Source organism: Epibacterium sp. HA2-3 (assembly GCF_055693725.2).
Genome location: NZ_CM172490.1, coordinates 1761363 through 1776143, shown reverse-complemented (window position 1 = coordinate 1776143; position 14781 = coordinate 1761363). Strand labels below are relative to the sequence as shown.

Annotated in this window: 16 protein-coding genes; 9 read left to right on the top strand and 7 right to left on the bottom strand. The window is 61.5% G+C overall.

Annotated features, from left to right (window positions below):
* The first annotated feature begins 2 nt into the window (after positions 1-2).
* Positions 3-680 carry a TRAP transporter small permease gene (locus ACZ1HH_RS08285; protein ID WP_472636363.1) on the top strand — a complete coding sequence of 226 codons (678 nt, stop codon included), beginning with the start codon at positions 3-5 and terminating at the stop codon, positions 678-680.
* Positions 680-2056 carry a TRAP transporter large permease gene (locus ACZ1HH_RS08280; RefSeq protein ID WP_472636362.1) on the top strand — a complete coding sequence of 459 codons (1377 nt, stop codon included), beginning with the start codon at positions 680-682 and terminating at the stop codon, positions 2054-2056. Before ACZ1HH_RS08285 ends, ACZ1HH_RS08280 begins: the two co-directional genes overlap by 1 nt.
* A gap of 259 nt (positions 2057-2315) precedes the next feature.
* On the opposite strand, the gene ACZ1HH_RS08275 is transcribed toward ACZ1HH_RS08280, so the two are convergent.
* The 4 genes from ACZ1HH_RS08275 to ACZ1HH_RS08260 all read right to left on the bottom strand — a co-directional run bounded on the left by ACZ1HH_RS08275 (position 2316) and on the right by ACZ1HH_RS08260 (position 7006).
* Complete coding sequence (locus tag ACZ1HH_RS08275; RefSeq protein ID WP_166485558.1) at positions 2316-2489, bottom strand: RSP_7527 family protein; 174 nt, start codon at positions 2487-2489, stop codon at positions 2316-2318.
* Positions 2490-2711: 222 nt separating this feature from the next.
* The gene (locus ACZ1HH_RS08270) at positions 2712-4193 is read right to left on the bottom strand and encodes a DEAD/DEAH box helicase (protein ID WP_472636361.1); all 1482 of its coding nucleotides are present in this window, start codon (positions 4191-4193) and stop codon (positions 2712-2714) included.
* Between the two features lie 194 nt (positions 4194-4387).
* On the bottom strand, positions 4388-5326 hold the full coding sequence (locus ACZ1HH_RS08265; protein WP_472636360.1) for a glycosyltransferase family 2 protein: 939 nt from the start codon (positions 5324-5326) through the stop codon (positions 4388-4390).
* Between the two features lie 72 nt (positions 5327-5398).
* Positions 5399-7006, bottom strand: coding sequence for a peptide chain release factor 3 (locus ACZ1HH_RS08260; RefSeq protein ID WP_044027186.1), 1608 nt, complete (start codon positions 7004-7006; stop codon positions 5399-5401).
* Positions 7007-7298: 292 nt separating this feature from the next.
* Between ACZ1HH_RS08260 and ACZ1HH_RS08255 the strand changes: the two genes are divergently transcribed.
* Both ACZ1HH_RS08255 and ACZ1HH_RS08250 read left to right on the top strand, forming a co-directional pair.
* Positions 7299-7580 (top strand): ElaB/YgaM/YqjD family protein, encoded by a 282-nt coding sequence (locus ACZ1HH_RS08255; RefSeq protein ID WP_472636359.1) that lies wholly within the window; start codon positions 7299-7301, stop codon positions 7578-7580.
* Positions 7581-7584: 4 nt separating this feature from the next.
* Positions 7585-7977, top strand: a complete 393-nt coding sequence (locus tag ACZ1HH_RS08250; protein WP_472636358.1) for a hypothetical protein — start codon at positions 7585-7587, stop codon at positions 7975-7977.
* Positions 7978-8055: 78 nt separating this feature from the next.
* On the opposite strand, the gene ACZ1HH_RS08245 is transcribed toward ACZ1HH_RS08250, so the two are convergent.
* Positions 8056-9072 (bottom strand): Hint domain-containing protein, encoded by a 1017-nt coding sequence (locus ACZ1HH_RS08245; RefSeq protein ID WP_472636357.1) that lies wholly within the window; start codon positions 9070-9072, stop codon positions 8056-8058.
* A 200-nt stretch (positions 9073-9272) separates the two neighbouring features.
* Here ACZ1HH_RS08245 and ACZ1HH_RS08240 point away from each other — a divergent pair, with 200 nt between their 5' ends.
* From ACZ1HH_RS08240 to ACZ1HH_RS08225, 4 genes are all read left to right on the top strand, one after another.
* The gene (locus ACZ1HH_RS08240; protein WP_011539131.1) at positions 9273-10052 is read left to right on the top strand and encodes an SDR family oxidoreductase; all 780 of its coding nucleotides are present in this window, start codon (positions 9273-9275) and stop codon (positions 10050-10052) included.
* 4 nt (positions 10053-10056) lie between these two features.
* Positions 10057-11175, top strand: a complete 1119-nt coding sequence (locus ACZ1HH_RS08235; RefSeq protein WP_472636356.1) for a hypothetical protein — start codon at positions 10057-10059, stop codon at positions 11173-11175.
* 67 nt (positions 11176-11242) lie between these two features.
* Positions 11243-12370, top strand: coding sequence for an ABC transporter ATP-binding protein (locus ACZ1HH_RS08230; RefSeq protein WP_472636355.1), 1128 nt, complete (start codon positions 11243-11245; stop codon positions 12368-12370).
* 42 nt (positions 12371-12412) lie between these two features.
* On the top strand, positions 12413-13264 hold the full coding sequence (locus tag ACZ1HH_RS08225; protein ID WP_472636354.1) for a GNAT family N-acetyltransferase: 852 nt from the start codon (positions 12413-12415) through the stop codon (positions 13262-13264).
* Between the two features lie 6 nt (positions 13265-13270).
* Here the strand turns inward: ACZ1HH_RS08225 and ACZ1HH_RS08220 are convergent, their stop codons facing one another.
* Together ACZ1HH_RS08220 and ACZ1HH_RS08215 are read right to left on the bottom strand one after the other, a co-directional pair.
* Positions 13271-13960: a helix-turn-helix transcriptional regulator gene (locus ACZ1HH_RS08220; RefSeq protein ID WP_416368658.1), complete on the bottom strand. Its 690-nt coding sequence runs from the start codon at positions 13958-13960 to the stop codon at positions 13271-13273.
* A gap of 33 nt (positions 13961-13993) precedes the next feature.
* On the bottom strand, positions 13994-14317 hold the full coding sequence (locus tag ACZ1HH_RS08215; protein WP_472636353.1) for a hypothetical protein: 324 nt from the start codon (positions 14315-14317) through the stop codon (positions 13994-13996).
* A 243-nt stretch (positions 14318-14560) separates the two neighbouring features.
* Between ACZ1HH_RS08215 and ACZ1HH_RS08210 the strand changes: the two genes are divergently transcribed.
* Positions 14561-14776 carry a twin-arginine translocase TatA/TatE family subunit gene (locus ACZ1HH_RS08210; protein WP_011539125.1) on the top strand — a complete coding sequence of 72 codons (216 nt, stop codon included), beginning with the start codon at positions 14561-14563 and terminating at the stop codon, positions 14774-14776.
* The last annotated feature ends 5 nt before the right edge of the window (positions 14777-14781 follow it).

Sequence of the window (14781 nt, the reverse complement as noted above, 5' to 3'; positions counted from 1 at the left end):
TAATGTCGGGGGCAAGAACCGGCCCGTCGGGGTTCATCCACACACTTGAGGAATCGCTGATCGCGCTGATCCTGGGAGCAATGACCTTGCTCACCTTTGCCAATGTGATCGCGCGCTATGTCTTCAATTCCAACATCCTCTGGGCGCTCGAAGTCACGGTGTTCCTGTTTGCATGGCTGGTGCTTCTGGGCGCGGCTTATGCGGTGAAGGTACACGCACATCTGGGCGTTGATGCGATCATCAATATGCTGCCCCAGGGCGCGCGGCGTACGCTGGGTCTGATTGCGGCGGCGGCCTGCATTCTCTTTTCGCTTTTGATGCTCAAGGGGGCCTATGACTACTGGGCCGTCTTTGCGGATCTGCCGCCCACCTCGGGACGCTGGTTTCCCACCGGTTTCGACATGAAGGCGCGCAGCCAGAGCTTTTATGAGGTGCAGGACGTGCCCATGATCGGGGCGCTGCGTTTCCTTGAGGATCTCATCAATTACGGCGATTCCTACGAGAAGATGCCCAAGGTGGTGCCCTATCTCGTGTTGCCGCTGTCGATGCTGTTGCTGGTGATCCGCTTTGTTCAGGCGGCTGTTCAAATCCTGCGCGGGCAGACGGACCGTCTGGTTGCAAGTCACGAAGTCGAAGACGAACTCGAAGCGGTTCGCGCTCAACGGGGAGAGCATGACTGATGGAAGTGGTTCTTCTTTTTACACTGGTCATTGGCCTTTTGCTGATCGGGGTGCCGATTGCGGTTTCTCTTGGTCTGTCGTCCACCATTTTCCTGCTGATTTATTCCGACAGCTCGCTCGGCTCGGTTGCAGGGACGCTGTTTCAGGCCTTTGAAGGGCATTTCACCCTCTTGGCGATCCCGTTCTTCATCCTTGCGTCGAGCTTTATGACCACGGGTGGTGTTGCACGCCGGATCATCCGTTTCTCGATTGCTTGTGTGGGCCACCTGCCGGGCGGTCTGGCGATTGCGGGGGTCTTTGCCTGTATGCTCTTTGCTGCGCTGTCCGGCTCGTCGCCAGCAACCGTGGTTGCGATCGGGACGATCGTGATCGCGGGCATGCGCCAGGTGGGCTATTCCAAGGAGTTCGCCGCAGGTGTGATCTGTAACGCGGGCACGCTCGGTATCCTGATCCCGCCGTCCATCGTGATGGTGGTCTACGCCGCAGCGGTTGAGGTCTCGGTCGGGCGGATGTTCCTTGCTGGTGTCATTCCGGGCCTGATGGCGGGCATCATGCTGATGGTCACGATTTATGTGATGGCCAAGGTCAAGAACCTGCCCAAAGGCGAGTGGAACGGCTGGGGAGAGGTCTTTGCCTCTGCGCGTGAAGCTGGCTGGGGTCTGTTCCTGATCGTGATCATCCTGGGCGGCATTTATGGCGGGATCTTCACCCCGACCGAAGCGGCAGCGGTTGCGGCTGTCTATGCCTTCTTCATCGCGTGTTTTGTCTATAAGGACATGGGGCCGCTTTCCAATGGAGAGGGGCAGCCCAAGGACTCGCTTCTGAAGAAACCCTATGCGCTGATCACCGCGTTTTTCCACAGCGACACCAAACACACGCTGTTTGAGGCTGGCAAACTCACCGTGACGCTGTTGTTTGTGATCGCCAACGCGCTGATCCTGAAGCATGTTCTGACCGACGAGCAGGTACCGCAGCATATTGCAAACGCGATGCTCTCGGCGGGCTTCGGGCCGGTGATGTTCCTGATCGTGGTGAATGTGATCCTGCTGATTGGCGGTCAGTTCATGGAGCCCTCGGGTCTCCTGGTGATCGTGGCGCCCCTGGTGTTCCCGATTGCAATCGAGCTGGGGATCGACCCCATTCACCTCGGGATCATCATGGTTGTGAACATGGAGATCGGGATGATCACACCGCCGGTGGGGCTCAACCTCTTTGTGACCTCCGGGGTTGCGGGGATGCCGATGATGGGGGTCGTGAAGGCTGCGCTGCCTTTCCTTGCGGTGCTCTTTGTGTTCCTCATCATGGTCACCTACATCCCGGCGATCTCGACCTTCCTGCCCAATATGATCATGGGGCCTGAGATCATAACCAACTGATCTGACTGGACATGAAACCCAAAAAGCGCCCGGAGGAGAGATCTTCCGGGCGCTTTTACGTTGGCAGGGCAGGGGCTTTGCCCCTCTGCGCGGACGCGCATTCACCCCAGGATATTTTTTGTTAGAAGAAGGTGGGGGACGTGCGACGTGGAAAAAGAGAAACGCCCGGGCCTGTGTGGCCGGGCGTTTTCGTCAAGCGGCGTGTCTGCGCCGCGTAGCGGTGCCGTCGAGGGCACCACGTCTGGCTGGCGGCGCGGCCTCAGGCTGTGCGCGGGCGCGACAGCAGCAGCGCCGGGGCTTTGATCGCGCGAAGGAGCGCGGTGCCAATGCTGGAGAGGATGAGGCTCATCATTTCGGCACGCAGTTTGCGCGCGCGCAGTTCGATTGCTCTCAGCTCGTCAATATCCAGCGGGGTGGTTTCATTCAGGTCCATTGCTTCACCTTGGGGTGTTTCATTGATGGGGCTGATCTAGACCATCGCTGCGGGCGCGACATCGCATAGCTTGGCATTGCCGCTATGCCGCTGCTGCAATGCCGCGTCATGTGACTGTGATGCAGGCTGTGATGTAGGGCGCATTGGCGGTCTTATCGTATGGAAAAACCGCCCAAGCCGAGGCCGGGCGGTTTCCATTCGCGTCAGAACAGCGGTCAGTGGTCAGCTGGCGCGGCGCTCGTCAAAGCTCAGCGCGATGAAGCTTGGCATATGGTCGCCCATGCCCACTACTTTGTCGTCGCGACGATCATCGCGGCGTCCTCGACCACGGGACTTGCCCGATTTGGCGCCAGCAGACGGCTGCTCGGCCCGGGTCTCCTTGGGCTCTTGGGGCTGCTGCTGAGGGGCTTCGACCTGCGGGGCTGCGTCGTTTGCCGCCTCGGGCGCTGGTGTCGCGTCGGTCTTGGCGGCGGCGGCTTTGCTGCGGCTGCGACGGGCGGGTTTGGGCTTGTCGCCTGCATCCTCGTCCTTGGTCGCAGTTTTGCGCGGCGTCGGCTTTACCGGGTTTTCAAGGCGAGTGATTTCTTTTTGAACCAGACCTTCGACAGCATCGAGTGCCTTTTCATCACGCGGGCTGCACAGGGTGATGGCCTTGCCATCGCGACCTGCGCGGCCGGTGCGGCCGATCCGGTGGACGTAGTCCTCGGCATGTCCCGGCACATCAAAGTTGAACACATGGCTCACGGAGGGAACGTCCAGACCGCGGGCCGCCACATCGGAGGCCACAAGGATCTTGAGCGTGCCGTCGCGGAACCCGTCGAGGGTCTTGGTGCGCTGGCTCTGATCCAGATCACCGTGGATCGGCGCCGCGTCATAGCCGTATTTTTTCAAGGACTTGGCGACGATGTCCACATCGGTCTTGCGGTTGCAGAAGATGATGGCGTTCTGCACGGCCTCACCTTCCTGGTTGATCAGTTCGCGCAGCACCCGGCGTTTTTCGCTGCCTTCGCGATCCTTGCGGGAGGCTTTGAACATCACCACGGCCTGTTCGATATTCTCGGAGGTGGTGGCCTGACGGGCGATCTCGACCCGCTCGGGGCCGGAGAGGAACGTATTGGTGATCCGCTCGATTTCCGGCGCCATGGTGGCAGAGAAAAACAGCGTCTGACGGGTGAAGGGGGTCAGCGAGAAGATGCGCTCGATGTCGGGGATGAAGCCCATGTCCAGCATCCGGTCAGCCTCATCGACCACCATGATCTCGATCCCGGTCAGCAGAAGCTTGCCGCGCTCGAAATGATCGAGCAGGCGGCCCGGTGTGGCGATCAGCACGTCTACACCACGGTCGATTGCGGCGTCCTGTTCCTTGAAGGAAACGCCGCCGATCAGGAGGGCTTTGGTGAGCTTGACGTGTTTGGCGTAGGTGTCGAAGTTTTCAGCCACCTGCGCAGCGAGTTCGCGCGTCGGGCAGAGCACCAGCGAGCGCGGCATGCGCGCCCGGGCGCGGCCACGCGCAAGGCGGGTGATCATCGGCAGGGTGAAAGAGGCGGTTTTGCCGGTGCCGGTCTGAGCGATTCCGAGGACATCGCGCCCTTCCAATGCGGCGGGAATTGCGCCTGCCTGAATCGGGGTGGGGCTTTCGTATCCGGCTTCCTCGATGGCTTTGAGGACCTTCGGATTGAGGTTCAGATCGGTGAATTTTGTCATATGCGTCCGTTTTTGCGGACACTGACCTGGCCCGCGCGTGTGTCTCTATCCCGGTATCAGTTGGACGCCTGAGCAGACAGGTGTCCCCGGATGACGCGGCACATAGCAAAATTGAGAGATACGGTCAAATGATCGCGACTTAACGGTGGGGAACTGGGTGAGAATCCCGGAATTTGCCGTAATTGAGAAACAGTTTACGAAAAATGCGGGAAGTGTTTCTGCCGAATTGCGACCAGGGGCAGGGCGCGTTGACGCAAAAGCCCCTCTGAGGCAAGCGTTTGGCGGAGTTCGGGGCTGTCGGCGCAGGTCTCGTCAAAAAACGCCCTGAGGCCGGATTCGCCCTCTTCCGCCTCGAGCAGCGAAAGCAGCTCGTGCAGGGTGGTGCCGCCTGCGCTGCGGGGCTGCGCGGGGCGCAGATCGGCCCGATAGGAGCCCTTGTTCAGGCGGTAACGATACTGTGCGATCCACTGCGCCCAGTCGCTTGCGTGATGGTGGCAGAGGTCGATGTTTGCAAGTTCAGTGGCGCCGGGGTTTTCAATGCTATCGACAAACACATTGTGGATGCGCAGATCCACCTCTTCTAGACCCGTGCGTACAAAGAGCTTGCCCTGCACATGGCTGACAAATCCGCCTTTGAGATAGCCGCCAAAGCGCGGATAGATACGGGTGCTGATCTGACAGGCATCTGACCCGGAAGGGATGCGGGATTTGAACCGGTCGGCGCTACCGGCAAGATGTTCAAGCGGGCGTACCCGCGCGCACAGGACGTCTGGGTCGAGTGCTTCCAGCTGTGGCGCCAGCGGATCGGGGGACCAGAGGAACTCGTCCACATCGATATGGATGAGCCAGTCCAGATCGCGCGCTTGTCGTCGATAGGCGCGGGTCGCGTTGAGGCTCTGGCGAACCTGATGTTTCACCGGGACGCGCCCGCGACGTTTTAGCCAATGGGCCTCGGTCGTCTCGATCACGCGAATACGGGGGTGATCCTGGAGATGCGGCAGTGCGTCAGGGCAGGGTGCGTCCAGGTAGAGAAACAGACGATGCGCGCCCTGCTCCAGATGCCAGGCGGCAAAGTTCAAAACAGCCTCAGCCTCGGCTTTGAGCGTGGCGACAAGCCCCCATTTTACTGTCATAGCAGAGGCTTGCCCTCGTCTCTTAACTCTTTTGAAACCAAGACGGGCGCCCGGTGAGGAGCGCCCGTGGTGTTAGACCATCATCTCCTTGGTGGAGGAGAGTTTCAAGTCGGGATAATCCCGCTCTACCCGGTCGATGTCCCATTGCAGCCGCGTGAGGTAGACGATGTCGCCATCGTTGTCATGGGCGATGTGCTGCTTGTTGGCGTTGACGAATTTGTCCACTGCCGTCTTGTCCCCATGCACCCAGCGTGCGGAGGTGAACTGCGATGCCTCAAAGCGCACGGGCAGGCCGTATTCCATTTCGATGCGGCTGGCGAGCACCTCAAATTGCAGCGCGCCGACAACACCGACGATAAAGCCCGAGCCGATCGAAGGTTTGAAGACCTTTGCGGCGCCTTCTTCGGCAAATTGCATCAGGGCTTTTTCGAGGTGCTTGGCCTTCATTGGGTCGCCCGCCCGCACGCCTTGCAACAGCTCCGGTGCGAATGAGGGGATGCCGGTGACGCGCAGCGCCTCGCCCTCGGTGAGCGTGTCGCCAATGCGCAGCTGGCCGTGGTTGGGAATGCCGATGATGTCGCCGCCCCAGGCCTCTTCTGCAAGCTCGCGGTCAGAGGCGAGGAACAGCACCGGGTTGGAAATCGCCATCGGTTTCTTGCTGCGCACATGCGTCAGCTTCATGCCGCGTTTGAAGTGGCCCGACGCCAGACGCACAAAGGCGACGCGGTCGCGGTGCTTGGGGTCCATATTGGCCTGCACCTTAAAGACAAAGCCTGCGACTTTTTTCTCTTCGGGCGCGATCTGGCGGGGTTCGGCGGATTGGATCTGCGGCACCGGGCCGTATTGGCCGATCCCGTCCATCAGCTCGCGCACCCCAAAGGAGTTGATCGCAGAGCCGAACCAGATCGGGGTCATGTGCCCCTCGAGCACCGCTTGCGGGTCCAGCGTCGGCAGAAGCTCGCGCGCCATTTCGACCTCTTCGAGCAGCTTTTCCAACAGATGCTCTGGGACGTGCTCGGCCAGTTTGGGATCATCAAGCCCGTTGATCGAGATGCTCTCTGCCACCTTGTTGCGGTCAGCACGATCCATCAGTTCGAGCCGGTCGCGCAAGAGGTCATAACAGCCGATAAAGTCACGCCCGACGCCGATAGGCCAGCTCGCCGGGGTGACGTCGATGGCGAGGTTTTCCTGAATCTCGTCGATAATGTCGAAGGTGTCGCGGCTCTCACGGTCCATCTTGTTACAGAAGGTCAGGATCGGCAGATCGCGCAGGCGGCAAACTTCAAAGAGCTTCTGGGTCTGGCTTTCCACACCCTTGGCGCCATCAATCACCATCACCGCCGCGTCCACCGCCGTCAGCGTGCGGTAGGTGTCCTCGGAAAAGTCCGAGTGGCCGGGGGTGTCGACGAGGTTGTAGCGAAAATCGCCGTAGTCAAAGGACATCGCGGAGGCCGAGACGGAGATGCCCCGATCCTTTTCCATCTGCATGAAGTCAGAACGCGTGCGCCGCGCTTCGCCCTTGGCGCGCACCTGACCCGCCATCTGGATGGCGCCCCCATAGAGGAGGAATTTCTCGGTCAGGGTGGTCTTGCCCGCATCCGGGTGCGAGATGATCGCAAAGGTGCGGCGCCGCGCAATTTCCGGCGGCAGATCGGGGCGGTTATGAGCGGTGTCCAACATGAGGCTGGCCTTAGCCACAAAGCGGCTCAGAGGCAAGGAAAAGCCGTGCTGAGCGGGTGCGATGTGTTTCACTGGGCGCATCAGGGCCGAAGCGTTGCTGGCACCCAAAACAAGGGCCGCCCCGGAGAGGTCGACCACTCAGGAGACTCTTGAAAAATATCGGTGCCAGTCGAGGTATCAGCCGAGAATTTCGCCTAGCGCCGTAGTGGGGCCCCGAAAAAATCCGGAACAAAACAGCGCGCCGACACGTTGGGTAGGCGAATGCGAAACGCAAAATGGAAAGGAGATACCCATGCCCAAGGATCAAGCCGCCCCCTCGAGTGACGAAATTATTGCCCAGATGGATGTGCTGCGCTCTGACATTGCGGAGCTCAGCAAATCCGTCTCTCACCTCGCCAAGGATCGCGCAGGCAAGGCGCGGGACGCCGCCCGCGATCAAGCTCAGACCGTTGCCGATGGGGCCGCGCAGATGAGCCGTCAGGCCGAAGACGCGGTACGCGCGCAGCCGCTCGCCGCGACCGCGATTGCTGCGGGGCTTGGCTTTGCTTTGGGTTACCTGAGCAACCGTCGGTAACCAGATGTTCAGGTTTCTTAAATCCCAAGCCCGGCGCAGCGCGCGCCGGGCGCGCTATGCCGTTCTGACAGCGTTGAGCGCTGCCGTTGGCGCCGGGTTTCTGAGCACCGCGCTGTATGCCGCGCTTTTGCAGGCCGGACAGCCCCACGCGATTGCGGCCCTGATTCTGGGCAGCCTCTGGTTTGGCCTCTCCGGTGTGTTCTTGCTGCTGAAAGGCGGTGTGGGCGCGGACGAAGACGCGCACTCAGGCTCCGATGTCAGCGGCGTGAAGGCGGCAGCACCGCATGTGGCGCATCCCCACGGTCACGTGTCGACCGCGCCCAGTGTCGCCGAGGCCTTTGTGAATGGCATGAACGAAGGCGCAGGCTTTGCGCGCATGCAGCAAGGCCGGTCCTGACGGACGTGCCCCGCTATCCTGAAAGGCGTAAAATTGACACTTTGCGCACGTGCGCCGTCACGTCCGAGGCAACGGCGGTCAGCGCAACGATGCGCGTTTGAGCAAGTCTACGGTGTCTGGGTGATTGAGCATTGGGCGCCGGATTTCCAAGCCGTGATCGCCGCGTGTTCCATGGCGGCGGGGCTGTGTCAGACGTTGCTGCACCTCTTCAGGGAGGGCTGGACGCGTGACCGGGTCCACCAGCATCGATTCCGCGGCAATGCCCTCGGCATAGATGATGTGGTGGCGGTCAAACAGGATCTGATAGTAGTCCACAAAGCCGCCGTCCTGAACCACCACGCTGTCGCCATTCACAAGATCGCGGGCGCGGATCATCAATTCATTCCGTCCCGCCCCGAGCGCATCTGATCGCTGATAGATCATGAGCCGGTGGTCCGGGCTCACCAAAAGGTCGCGCGCATTGTTGAGCGCCCCTTGGCGGATCAGGATGGGCGCCATTTCTCCGACCGCGCGGACGGTGGTGTGACCCACCCAGGTGATGCGGCGCGCGCCACTGCTGCGGGTCAAAACCCGGTCTCCGGCGCGCAGCATCTCAATCGGGCGCTGCTCTCCCGTGCCCATCGTGATATGCGTGCCGCGCGAAAAGGCCACACAGCTGAGTTGCGCCAAACGTGTCCAGACCGGCTCGCGGCTGGCGCGCACCAGACGATAGCCCGTGCCTTGCGCGAGCGGGGCCTGCGGGATCAGGTAGAGCCGAGCTATCAACCCCTCGGTATCCACTTCAACCGCGATCAGCGCCTCGATGGCGCTGCCCAGGTCGGGCATCAGTGTGACGGCGCAATCCAGATGCAGTCGCGCCCCGTCCTGGCCCATCTCGCTCTCGGAGTGAAGGGTGATCGCGCCTTCTGTTGACACCCCAAAGGCGAGCCGTCGCAGGCGCGCATCACTGGTGAGCTCGTAGATGTCATCCATCACCAAATCATCCAGAATCCCAATCGGGTCGCCCGCGTTGGCGCCGATGTCCACGCAAAACTGCTCGGCCGGGTAGGCCGGGAGCGCATAATGGGAAAGGGTGTCGTTGGTCACGTCGGTCACTGTCTTCGGGTCAATCACTGTTGTCGGGCCGGATGCGCGCGCACTTACACTGCGCCTTTCGTGGTAAAGACTAGGTTCACACTTGGGCAAGAAACGGGCGCGCGGAGGAAATTTTCTGGCCGATGCATGCTTTGTCATCTGGAAAACCGGTCCGCGCGCTGTCAGGGTCTGCCTCAAACACGCAACAGCAGGAGAGTTTCATGGATCTGGGCATTCGCGGCAAGCGCGCATTGGTGTGCGCATCGAGCAAGGGATTGGGTCTGGGCTGTGCAGAGGCGCTGGCCGAGGCAGGTGTCGATCTGTTGATGAACGCGCGTGGCTCCGAGGCACTGGAGGCCTCGGCACAGGACCTGCGCGACCGCTTCGGTGTGCGTGTGGAGACGCTGGCCTGCGATGTGACCGACGAAGGCGCGCGCGCCGAGCTTATCGACCGCGCCAAAGGGGTCGACATTCTGGTGACCAATGCGGGCGGCCCACCTCCGGGTGTCTGGAGCGACTGGGACCGCGCCGATTTCATCAAGGCGCTCGACGCCAATATGCTCACCCCCATTGCGCTGATGAAGGCGTTGCTGCCCGCGATGATGGAAGCCGGTTGGGGCCGGGTGGTGAATATCACGTCGCAGTCCGTCAAGGCGCCCATTGCGGCGCTTGGGCTCTCCAACTCTGCGCGGGCGGGCCTCACTGGCTATGTGGCGGGCACTGCACGTCAGGTTGCGGGCCAAGGTGTTGTGATCAATAACCTATTGCCAGGCATCCACGCCACCGACCGGGCGGTTTCCCTGGACACGGGCGTGGCGCAGGCACAGGGGATTTCCATGGATGAGGCCCGCGCGCAGCGCGCCGCCACGATCCCTGCCGGACGCTATGGCACGCGGCAGGAATTTGGGGCGACCTGCGCGTTCCTCTGCTCGCAGCATGCGGGTTTCATCATTGGTCAGAATATCCTGCTGGATGGCGGTGCCACCAATATGACGCTCTGACCTGATGGCCGAGTCGTTTTCGCTGAAAGATCAGCTTTTTAACGTGGAAAAGACCCGCTATCTGGCGGGGCTTTTTGACGCGGCTTCGGTGGAGTTTGACCCGCGCGCCTTTGAGGCGGATGTGATGGCGCGGCTCCTTGATCTTGAGCTCAAGGCGCGCATCAACTGGATCGCCGAGATGCTGTCAAAGCATGTCCCGGGTCCGCTCGATCAGGTTGCACCGGTGATTTTTGCGGCTCTGCCGCCGCCTTTGGACCCAAGCCTGCGCGATGATGACTTTGGCGATTTCATCTTTGCTCCGCTTGGGGAATGGGTTACGGATCTCACCAAGACCGAGGCCGATCTGCCTCTGGCGCTGGATCTTCTGGAGGCCGTAACACAGCGTTTTTCCATGGAGTTTGCGATCCGCCCGCTGTTGAAAACCTGGCCCGATCCCGTGCTTGCGCGCATGTCGCGTTGGGCCGGGCACGCGCATTATCATGTGCGGAGGCTCGCCAGTGAGGGAACGCGCCCGCGGCTGCCCTGGGGCCTTGCGGTAAACCTGCCGTTGGATGCGCCCTTGCCGATCCTCGACCGTCTTCACGGCGATGACACACGTTTTGTCACACGTTCGGTGGCCAATCACTTGAATGACATCGCCAAAAAAGACCCGCAGATCGTGGTGGACCAACTGACCGCGTGGCAAGCGCGCGGCGAGCAGGCCCAAAAAGAGCTGGACTGGATGACCTCCCATGCGCTGCGTGGCCTGATCAAGGCGGGCGATCCCCGCGCGCTGCGACTGCTCGGGTATGATCCGGAACTTGATCTCTCGGCAGAGCTTGAACTGCCCGGACGCGTGCGCATCGGTGAAAAACTGATGTTGGGCGCGCGCCTTAAGGGGGCCAGGGGCGCGCGGGTGCTGGTGGATTATGCCCTGACCTTTCAACGGGCTGGTGGCAAGACCTCAACCAAGGTGTTCAAGTGGAAGACTGGCACGCTGGGCGCTGACGGCCTGAGCTTGCAAAAGGCGCATCCGCTTAAGGCGCGGGCCTCGACCTTTACGCTGTTGCCGGGGGCGCATCGGGTGACGCTGATGGTCAATGGCCAGCCCCGGGCAAGCGGTGAGGTGGAGTTCCTTGCCTGAGGCAAGCCGCCTTGGTATCAGCGCGCAACCTCCCACTGAGAGCGTTCCAAAGACAAAGGGCCAGACCATGCCAGAGCAGAGGACCAAATCCGCGCTGCCCTCCGTACAAGCGGAAGGGCACGAGGTGACGCCCCGGCTGGAAATCCGCAATATCCGCAGGTTCTTTGAGGGCCGCGCGGTGGTGGATGATGTCTCGCTCACCGTGCTGCCGGGGCAGGTGACCTGCCTTCTAGGGCCTTCGGGCTGCGGCAAGTCCACCACCCTGCGCATGATCGCAGGCGTGGAAATGCAGGACGAGGGCGAAATCTACGTCGATGGCAAGCTGATCTGCGACACCATTTTTCGCGTCCCGCCCGAGCGGCGCGAGATTGGTCTGATGTTTCAGGACTTTGCCCTGTTTCCGCATCTGAGCGTTGGCGATAATGTGGCCTTTGGCCTGAAGGGCGGCAAGGACCAGAAGCGCGCCCGCGCCCGCGAGCTTTTGGACCGGGTGTCGCTGGCGCAATACATAGATGACTATCCACATCAGCTCTCGGGCGGGGAACAGCAGAGGGTGGCGCTGGCGCGCGCGCTCGCGCCGAGCCCCAAGATCATGCTGATGGATGAGCCGTTTTCGGGGCTGGACAATCGCCTGCGCGATGGCATCCGAGACGAGACTTTGAGCCTTCTGAAAGAAGAAGACACTGCCGTTCTGCTTGTCACCCACGAACCCGAAGAAGCGATGCGCATGGCCGATGAGATTGCGCTCATGCGCGACGGGCGTATCGTGCAGCAGGGCGCGCCCTACAATGTCTACACCCGTCCTGTCGACAAGGCAGCTGTAGCGTTTTTCTCGGACGTGAACACGCTGCCAGCGCAGGTCAATGGCGCGCTTGCCGAGACCCCCTTTGGCCAGTTCCTCGCGCCCGGCGTGCCGGATGGCACAGATGTGGAAATCGTATTCCGCCCGCAGCATCTGCGCATCGATTTTGACCGCAATGGTCGAGGCCCGGAGGCCACGGCCCGCGATGGTGTGCCCGCACGCGGCATCGTGCAGCGTGCGCGTTTCCTCGGCAATGAAAGCCTTGTAGAATTCCGAATGGACTTCGACGGCTCGATCCTCAAGGCGACGGTGCCCAATGTGTTCTTGCCCGCCGAGGGGCGCGCAATGTGGCTGACGGTGCCGCGAGATCGGTGTTTTGTCTTCCCACGGTGATCTTCTCCCGGCATGCTGGAGCCCTGTCAGCCGGAGGCCGCCATGCAGCAGAGCTTTGAGATCCGCCCGCTCACGCGCGATGAAATCGATGTGGCCGTGACCTGGGCCGCGCGTGAAGGCTGGAACCCCGGCCCAAGCGATGCGACCTGTTTTGCGGCACAGGATGAGCGCGGGTTCTGGGGCGGCTTTCTTGAGGGCGAGATGATCGCCTGCATTTCTGTTGTGACCTATGGCGCGGCCTTTGCCTTTTTGGGGTTTTACATTGTGGTGCCTCAGCACCGGGGGCAGGGCTATGGGTATGCGCTCTGGCAACGCGCCCTTGAGCATGCGGGCCAGCGCAGCGTTGGCCTCGATGGGGTGGTGGACCAGCAGGAAAACTACCGCCGCTCCGGCTTTGATCTGGCGTGGTGCAACATTCGTTTCGGCGGCCTGCTGGATGCGGTACCGCAGGCTTCTGACGCCTTCACCCTGACGTGGCTGGACGGGCTGACGCAGGATGTGGCGGCATTTGACGCGCGCGTGTTTCCAGCACCGCGCCCGGCCTTCTGGCAGCACTGGCTGAGTGCGCCGGGACATGTGAGCATCGCCGCCTATGACGAGACCGGGATCAGCGGCTTTGGCACCCTGCGGCGCTGCGAGACCGGCGCCAAGATCGCGCCTCTCGTGGCAACCTCGCGGGAGGCGGCACAAGCGGTGCTGGCAGGGCTGCTCCGGGACTGGCCCAAAGACGAAGAGGTTTTTCTTGATGTGCCAGAACCGAATGCGGCAGCGGTGGCCCTGGCACGCGATCTCGGTCTGGTGCCCGTGTTTGAAACCGCGCGCATGTACCGGGGACGTCGCCCCGAAGTTGCGCGGGATCTTATCTATGGCGTGACAAGCTTCGAGTTGGGCTGACCCCTTTCAGGAGCCCTCACGCGCATCCTCGCAGGCTTGATAATCCTGCAAGCGTTTGCCCGGTTCATCTACAAAAAGCTCAGGCAAGGCCTCGGCCGTCTCAATGAGATCGACGCGGAAGACGCGAAAATCGCCTCGTGTTTCGCACCATGCCGTCAGCGTCCAGACACGCCCCCAATATTCCATATGAAGCGGGCGGATCACCCGCTCGGTCAGGGTCTGGTCAATGCGCCGGTAGCGCAGGGCCAGCTTCTGGCGCGCCTTAATCGCCGCCCGCAAGGTGGGCATCCAGGCAAAGCCACGCGCCGCATCGGCAAAGGGATAGACGGCAAATTTCCACGCCTCTGCCTCGGCCACGGTTTCCACCGGCAGCACGGCGTCGACCTTGGCGGCGAGGCTCTCGGCAGCGGACTTGAGTTCGGGATCGGCCGCTTCGGCGACAATGGCCATGCCGAGATTGAGCGCCTCCAGCTCGGATGGGGTCAGCGTCAGCGGAGGCAGGGTGATCGCTTCGCGCACCATATAGCCGACGCCGCGCTCGCCTTCGACCGGAACGCCAGAGGCCACAAGCGTGTCCATATCGCGGTAAATGGTCCGGGTCGACACTTCGAGCCGCGCGGCAATGTCCTGCGCGCGGTGCAATTTCCCGTCGCGCAGGATCTGGATAATTTCAAAAAGGCGGTCGGTGCGGCGCATGGGATGATCTTTCACCTGCGCCGCACCATCAGGTCAACCCATCGCGGGGGCTGGGGACATGGTCCACATCTGGTGCTCATGGCGCATCATGAGAGTCTTTGGATCGATCATCTGCATCAGGTCGGCGGCGCATTCTGCCTGTTCGAACTGGGCGCTGGCGTCCTGCGCTGCAGTCATATCGGCCCAGACCACATAGTCCATCCAGGTGCCGTCTTCGCCCTTGGAGAGACGACGGTCGATGAAGCCGCGCATCGCGCCAATAAAGCTCTCGGTTTTCTGGCTTGCGGCCACATAGTCTGCATCGCTGACGCCGGGGTTCAGCTTGAAGGTCACCACTTCCACAACGGTCTTGGTCATCTGTCGTCTTCCTTGTCTTGACGGTTTCGATGGGCCTGTCTTAAGGAAGGGCAACTGACATAAACCTGTCAGTTGGGTGAGGCGGCTCTGAAAAAACTGCTGCAAACGGCTGCGGGCAGGGTGAGATCTGCGCAGCGGCGCTTTGCGCGGCGCGTTGCAGCGCCTATCACTCGGAACAGGACATCGCATTTGGGCAGAATGGATGCCAGCATCCACGCCCGCGCATAACGAAAGGCAACACCTATGCTCAACAATATCGGCCTTCCCGGCATTCTCCTGATCGCTGTCGTGGTTCTGGTTCTCTTTGGCCGCGGCAAGATTTCCTCGCTGATGGGTGAGGTCGGAAAAGGCATCACCTCCTTCAAGAAGGGCATCAACGAGGGCACCAAGGAACTCGAGGATGACGCCGCCGCAGAGGCCAAGGACGTCACGCCCGAAGCCGAAAAAGACAAGGCCTGAGGCCT

Excerpts from the sequence above, each read along its gene's own strand:
- ACZ1HH_RS08285 (WP_472636363.1), top strand. The coding sequence starts at position 3 with ATGTCGGGGGCAAGAACCGGCCCGTCGGGGTTCATCCACACACTTGAG.
- ACZ1HH_RS08280 (WP_472636362.1), top strand. The coding sequence starts at position 680 with ATGGAAGTGGTTCTTCTTTTTACACTGGTCATTGGCCTTTTGCTGATC.
- ACZ1HH_RS08275 (WP_166485558.1), bottom strand. The coding sequence starts at position 2,489 with ATGGACCTGAATGAAACCACCCCGCTGGATATTGACGAGCTGAGAGCA.
- ACZ1HH_RS08270 (WP_472636361.1), bottom strand. The coding sequence starts at position 4,193 with ATGACAAAATTCACCGATCTGAACCTCAATCCGAAGGTCCTCAAAGCC.
- ACZ1HH_RS08265 (WP_472636360.1), bottom strand. The coding sequence starts at position 5,326 with ATGACAGTAAAATGGGGGCTTGTCGCCACGCTCAAAGCCGAGGCTGAG.
- ACZ1HH_RS08260 (WP_044027186.1), bottom strand. The coding sequence starts at position 7,006 with ATGTTGGACACCGCTCATAACCGCCCCGATCTGCCGCCGGAAATTGCG.
- ACZ1HH_RS08255 (WP_472636359.1), top strand. The coding sequence starts at position 7,299 with ATGCCCAAGGATCAAGCCGCCCCCTCGAGTGACGAAATTATTGCCCAG.
- ACZ1HH_RS08250 (WP_472636358.1), top strand. The coding sequence starts at position 7,585 with ATGTTCAGGTTTCTTAAATCCCAAGCCCGGCGCAGCGCGCGCCGGGCG.
- ACZ1HH_RS08240 (WP_011539131.1), top strand. The coding sequence starts at position 9,273 with ATGGATCTGGGCATTCGCGGCAAGCGCGCATTGGTGTGCGCATCGAGC.
- ACZ1HH_RS08235 (WP_472636356.1), top strand. The coding sequence starts at position 10,057 with ATGGCCGAGTCGTTTTCGCTGAAAGATCAGCTTTTTAACGTGGAAAAG.
- ACZ1HH_RS08230 (WP_472636355.1), top strand. The coding sequence starts at position 11,243 with ATGCCAGAGCAGAGGACCAAATCCGCGCTGCCCTCCGTACAAGCGGAA.
- ACZ1HH_RS08225 (WP_472636354.1), top strand. The coding sequence starts at position 12,413 with ATGCAGCAGAGCTTTGAGATCCGCCCGCTCACGCGCGATGAAATCGAT.
- ACZ1HH_RS08220 (WP_416368658.1), bottom strand. The coding sequence starts at position 13,960 with ATGCGCCGCACCGACCGCCTTTTTGAAATTATCCAGATCCTGCGCGAC.
- ACZ1HH_RS08215 (WP_472636353.1), bottom strand. The coding sequence starts at position 14,317 with ATGACCAAGACCGTTGTGGAAGTGGTGACCTTCAAGCTGAACCCCGGC.
- ACZ1HH_RS08210 (WP_011539125.1), top strand. The coding sequence starts at position 14,561 with ATGCTCAACAATATCGGCCTTCCCGGCATTCTCCTGATCGCTGTCGTG.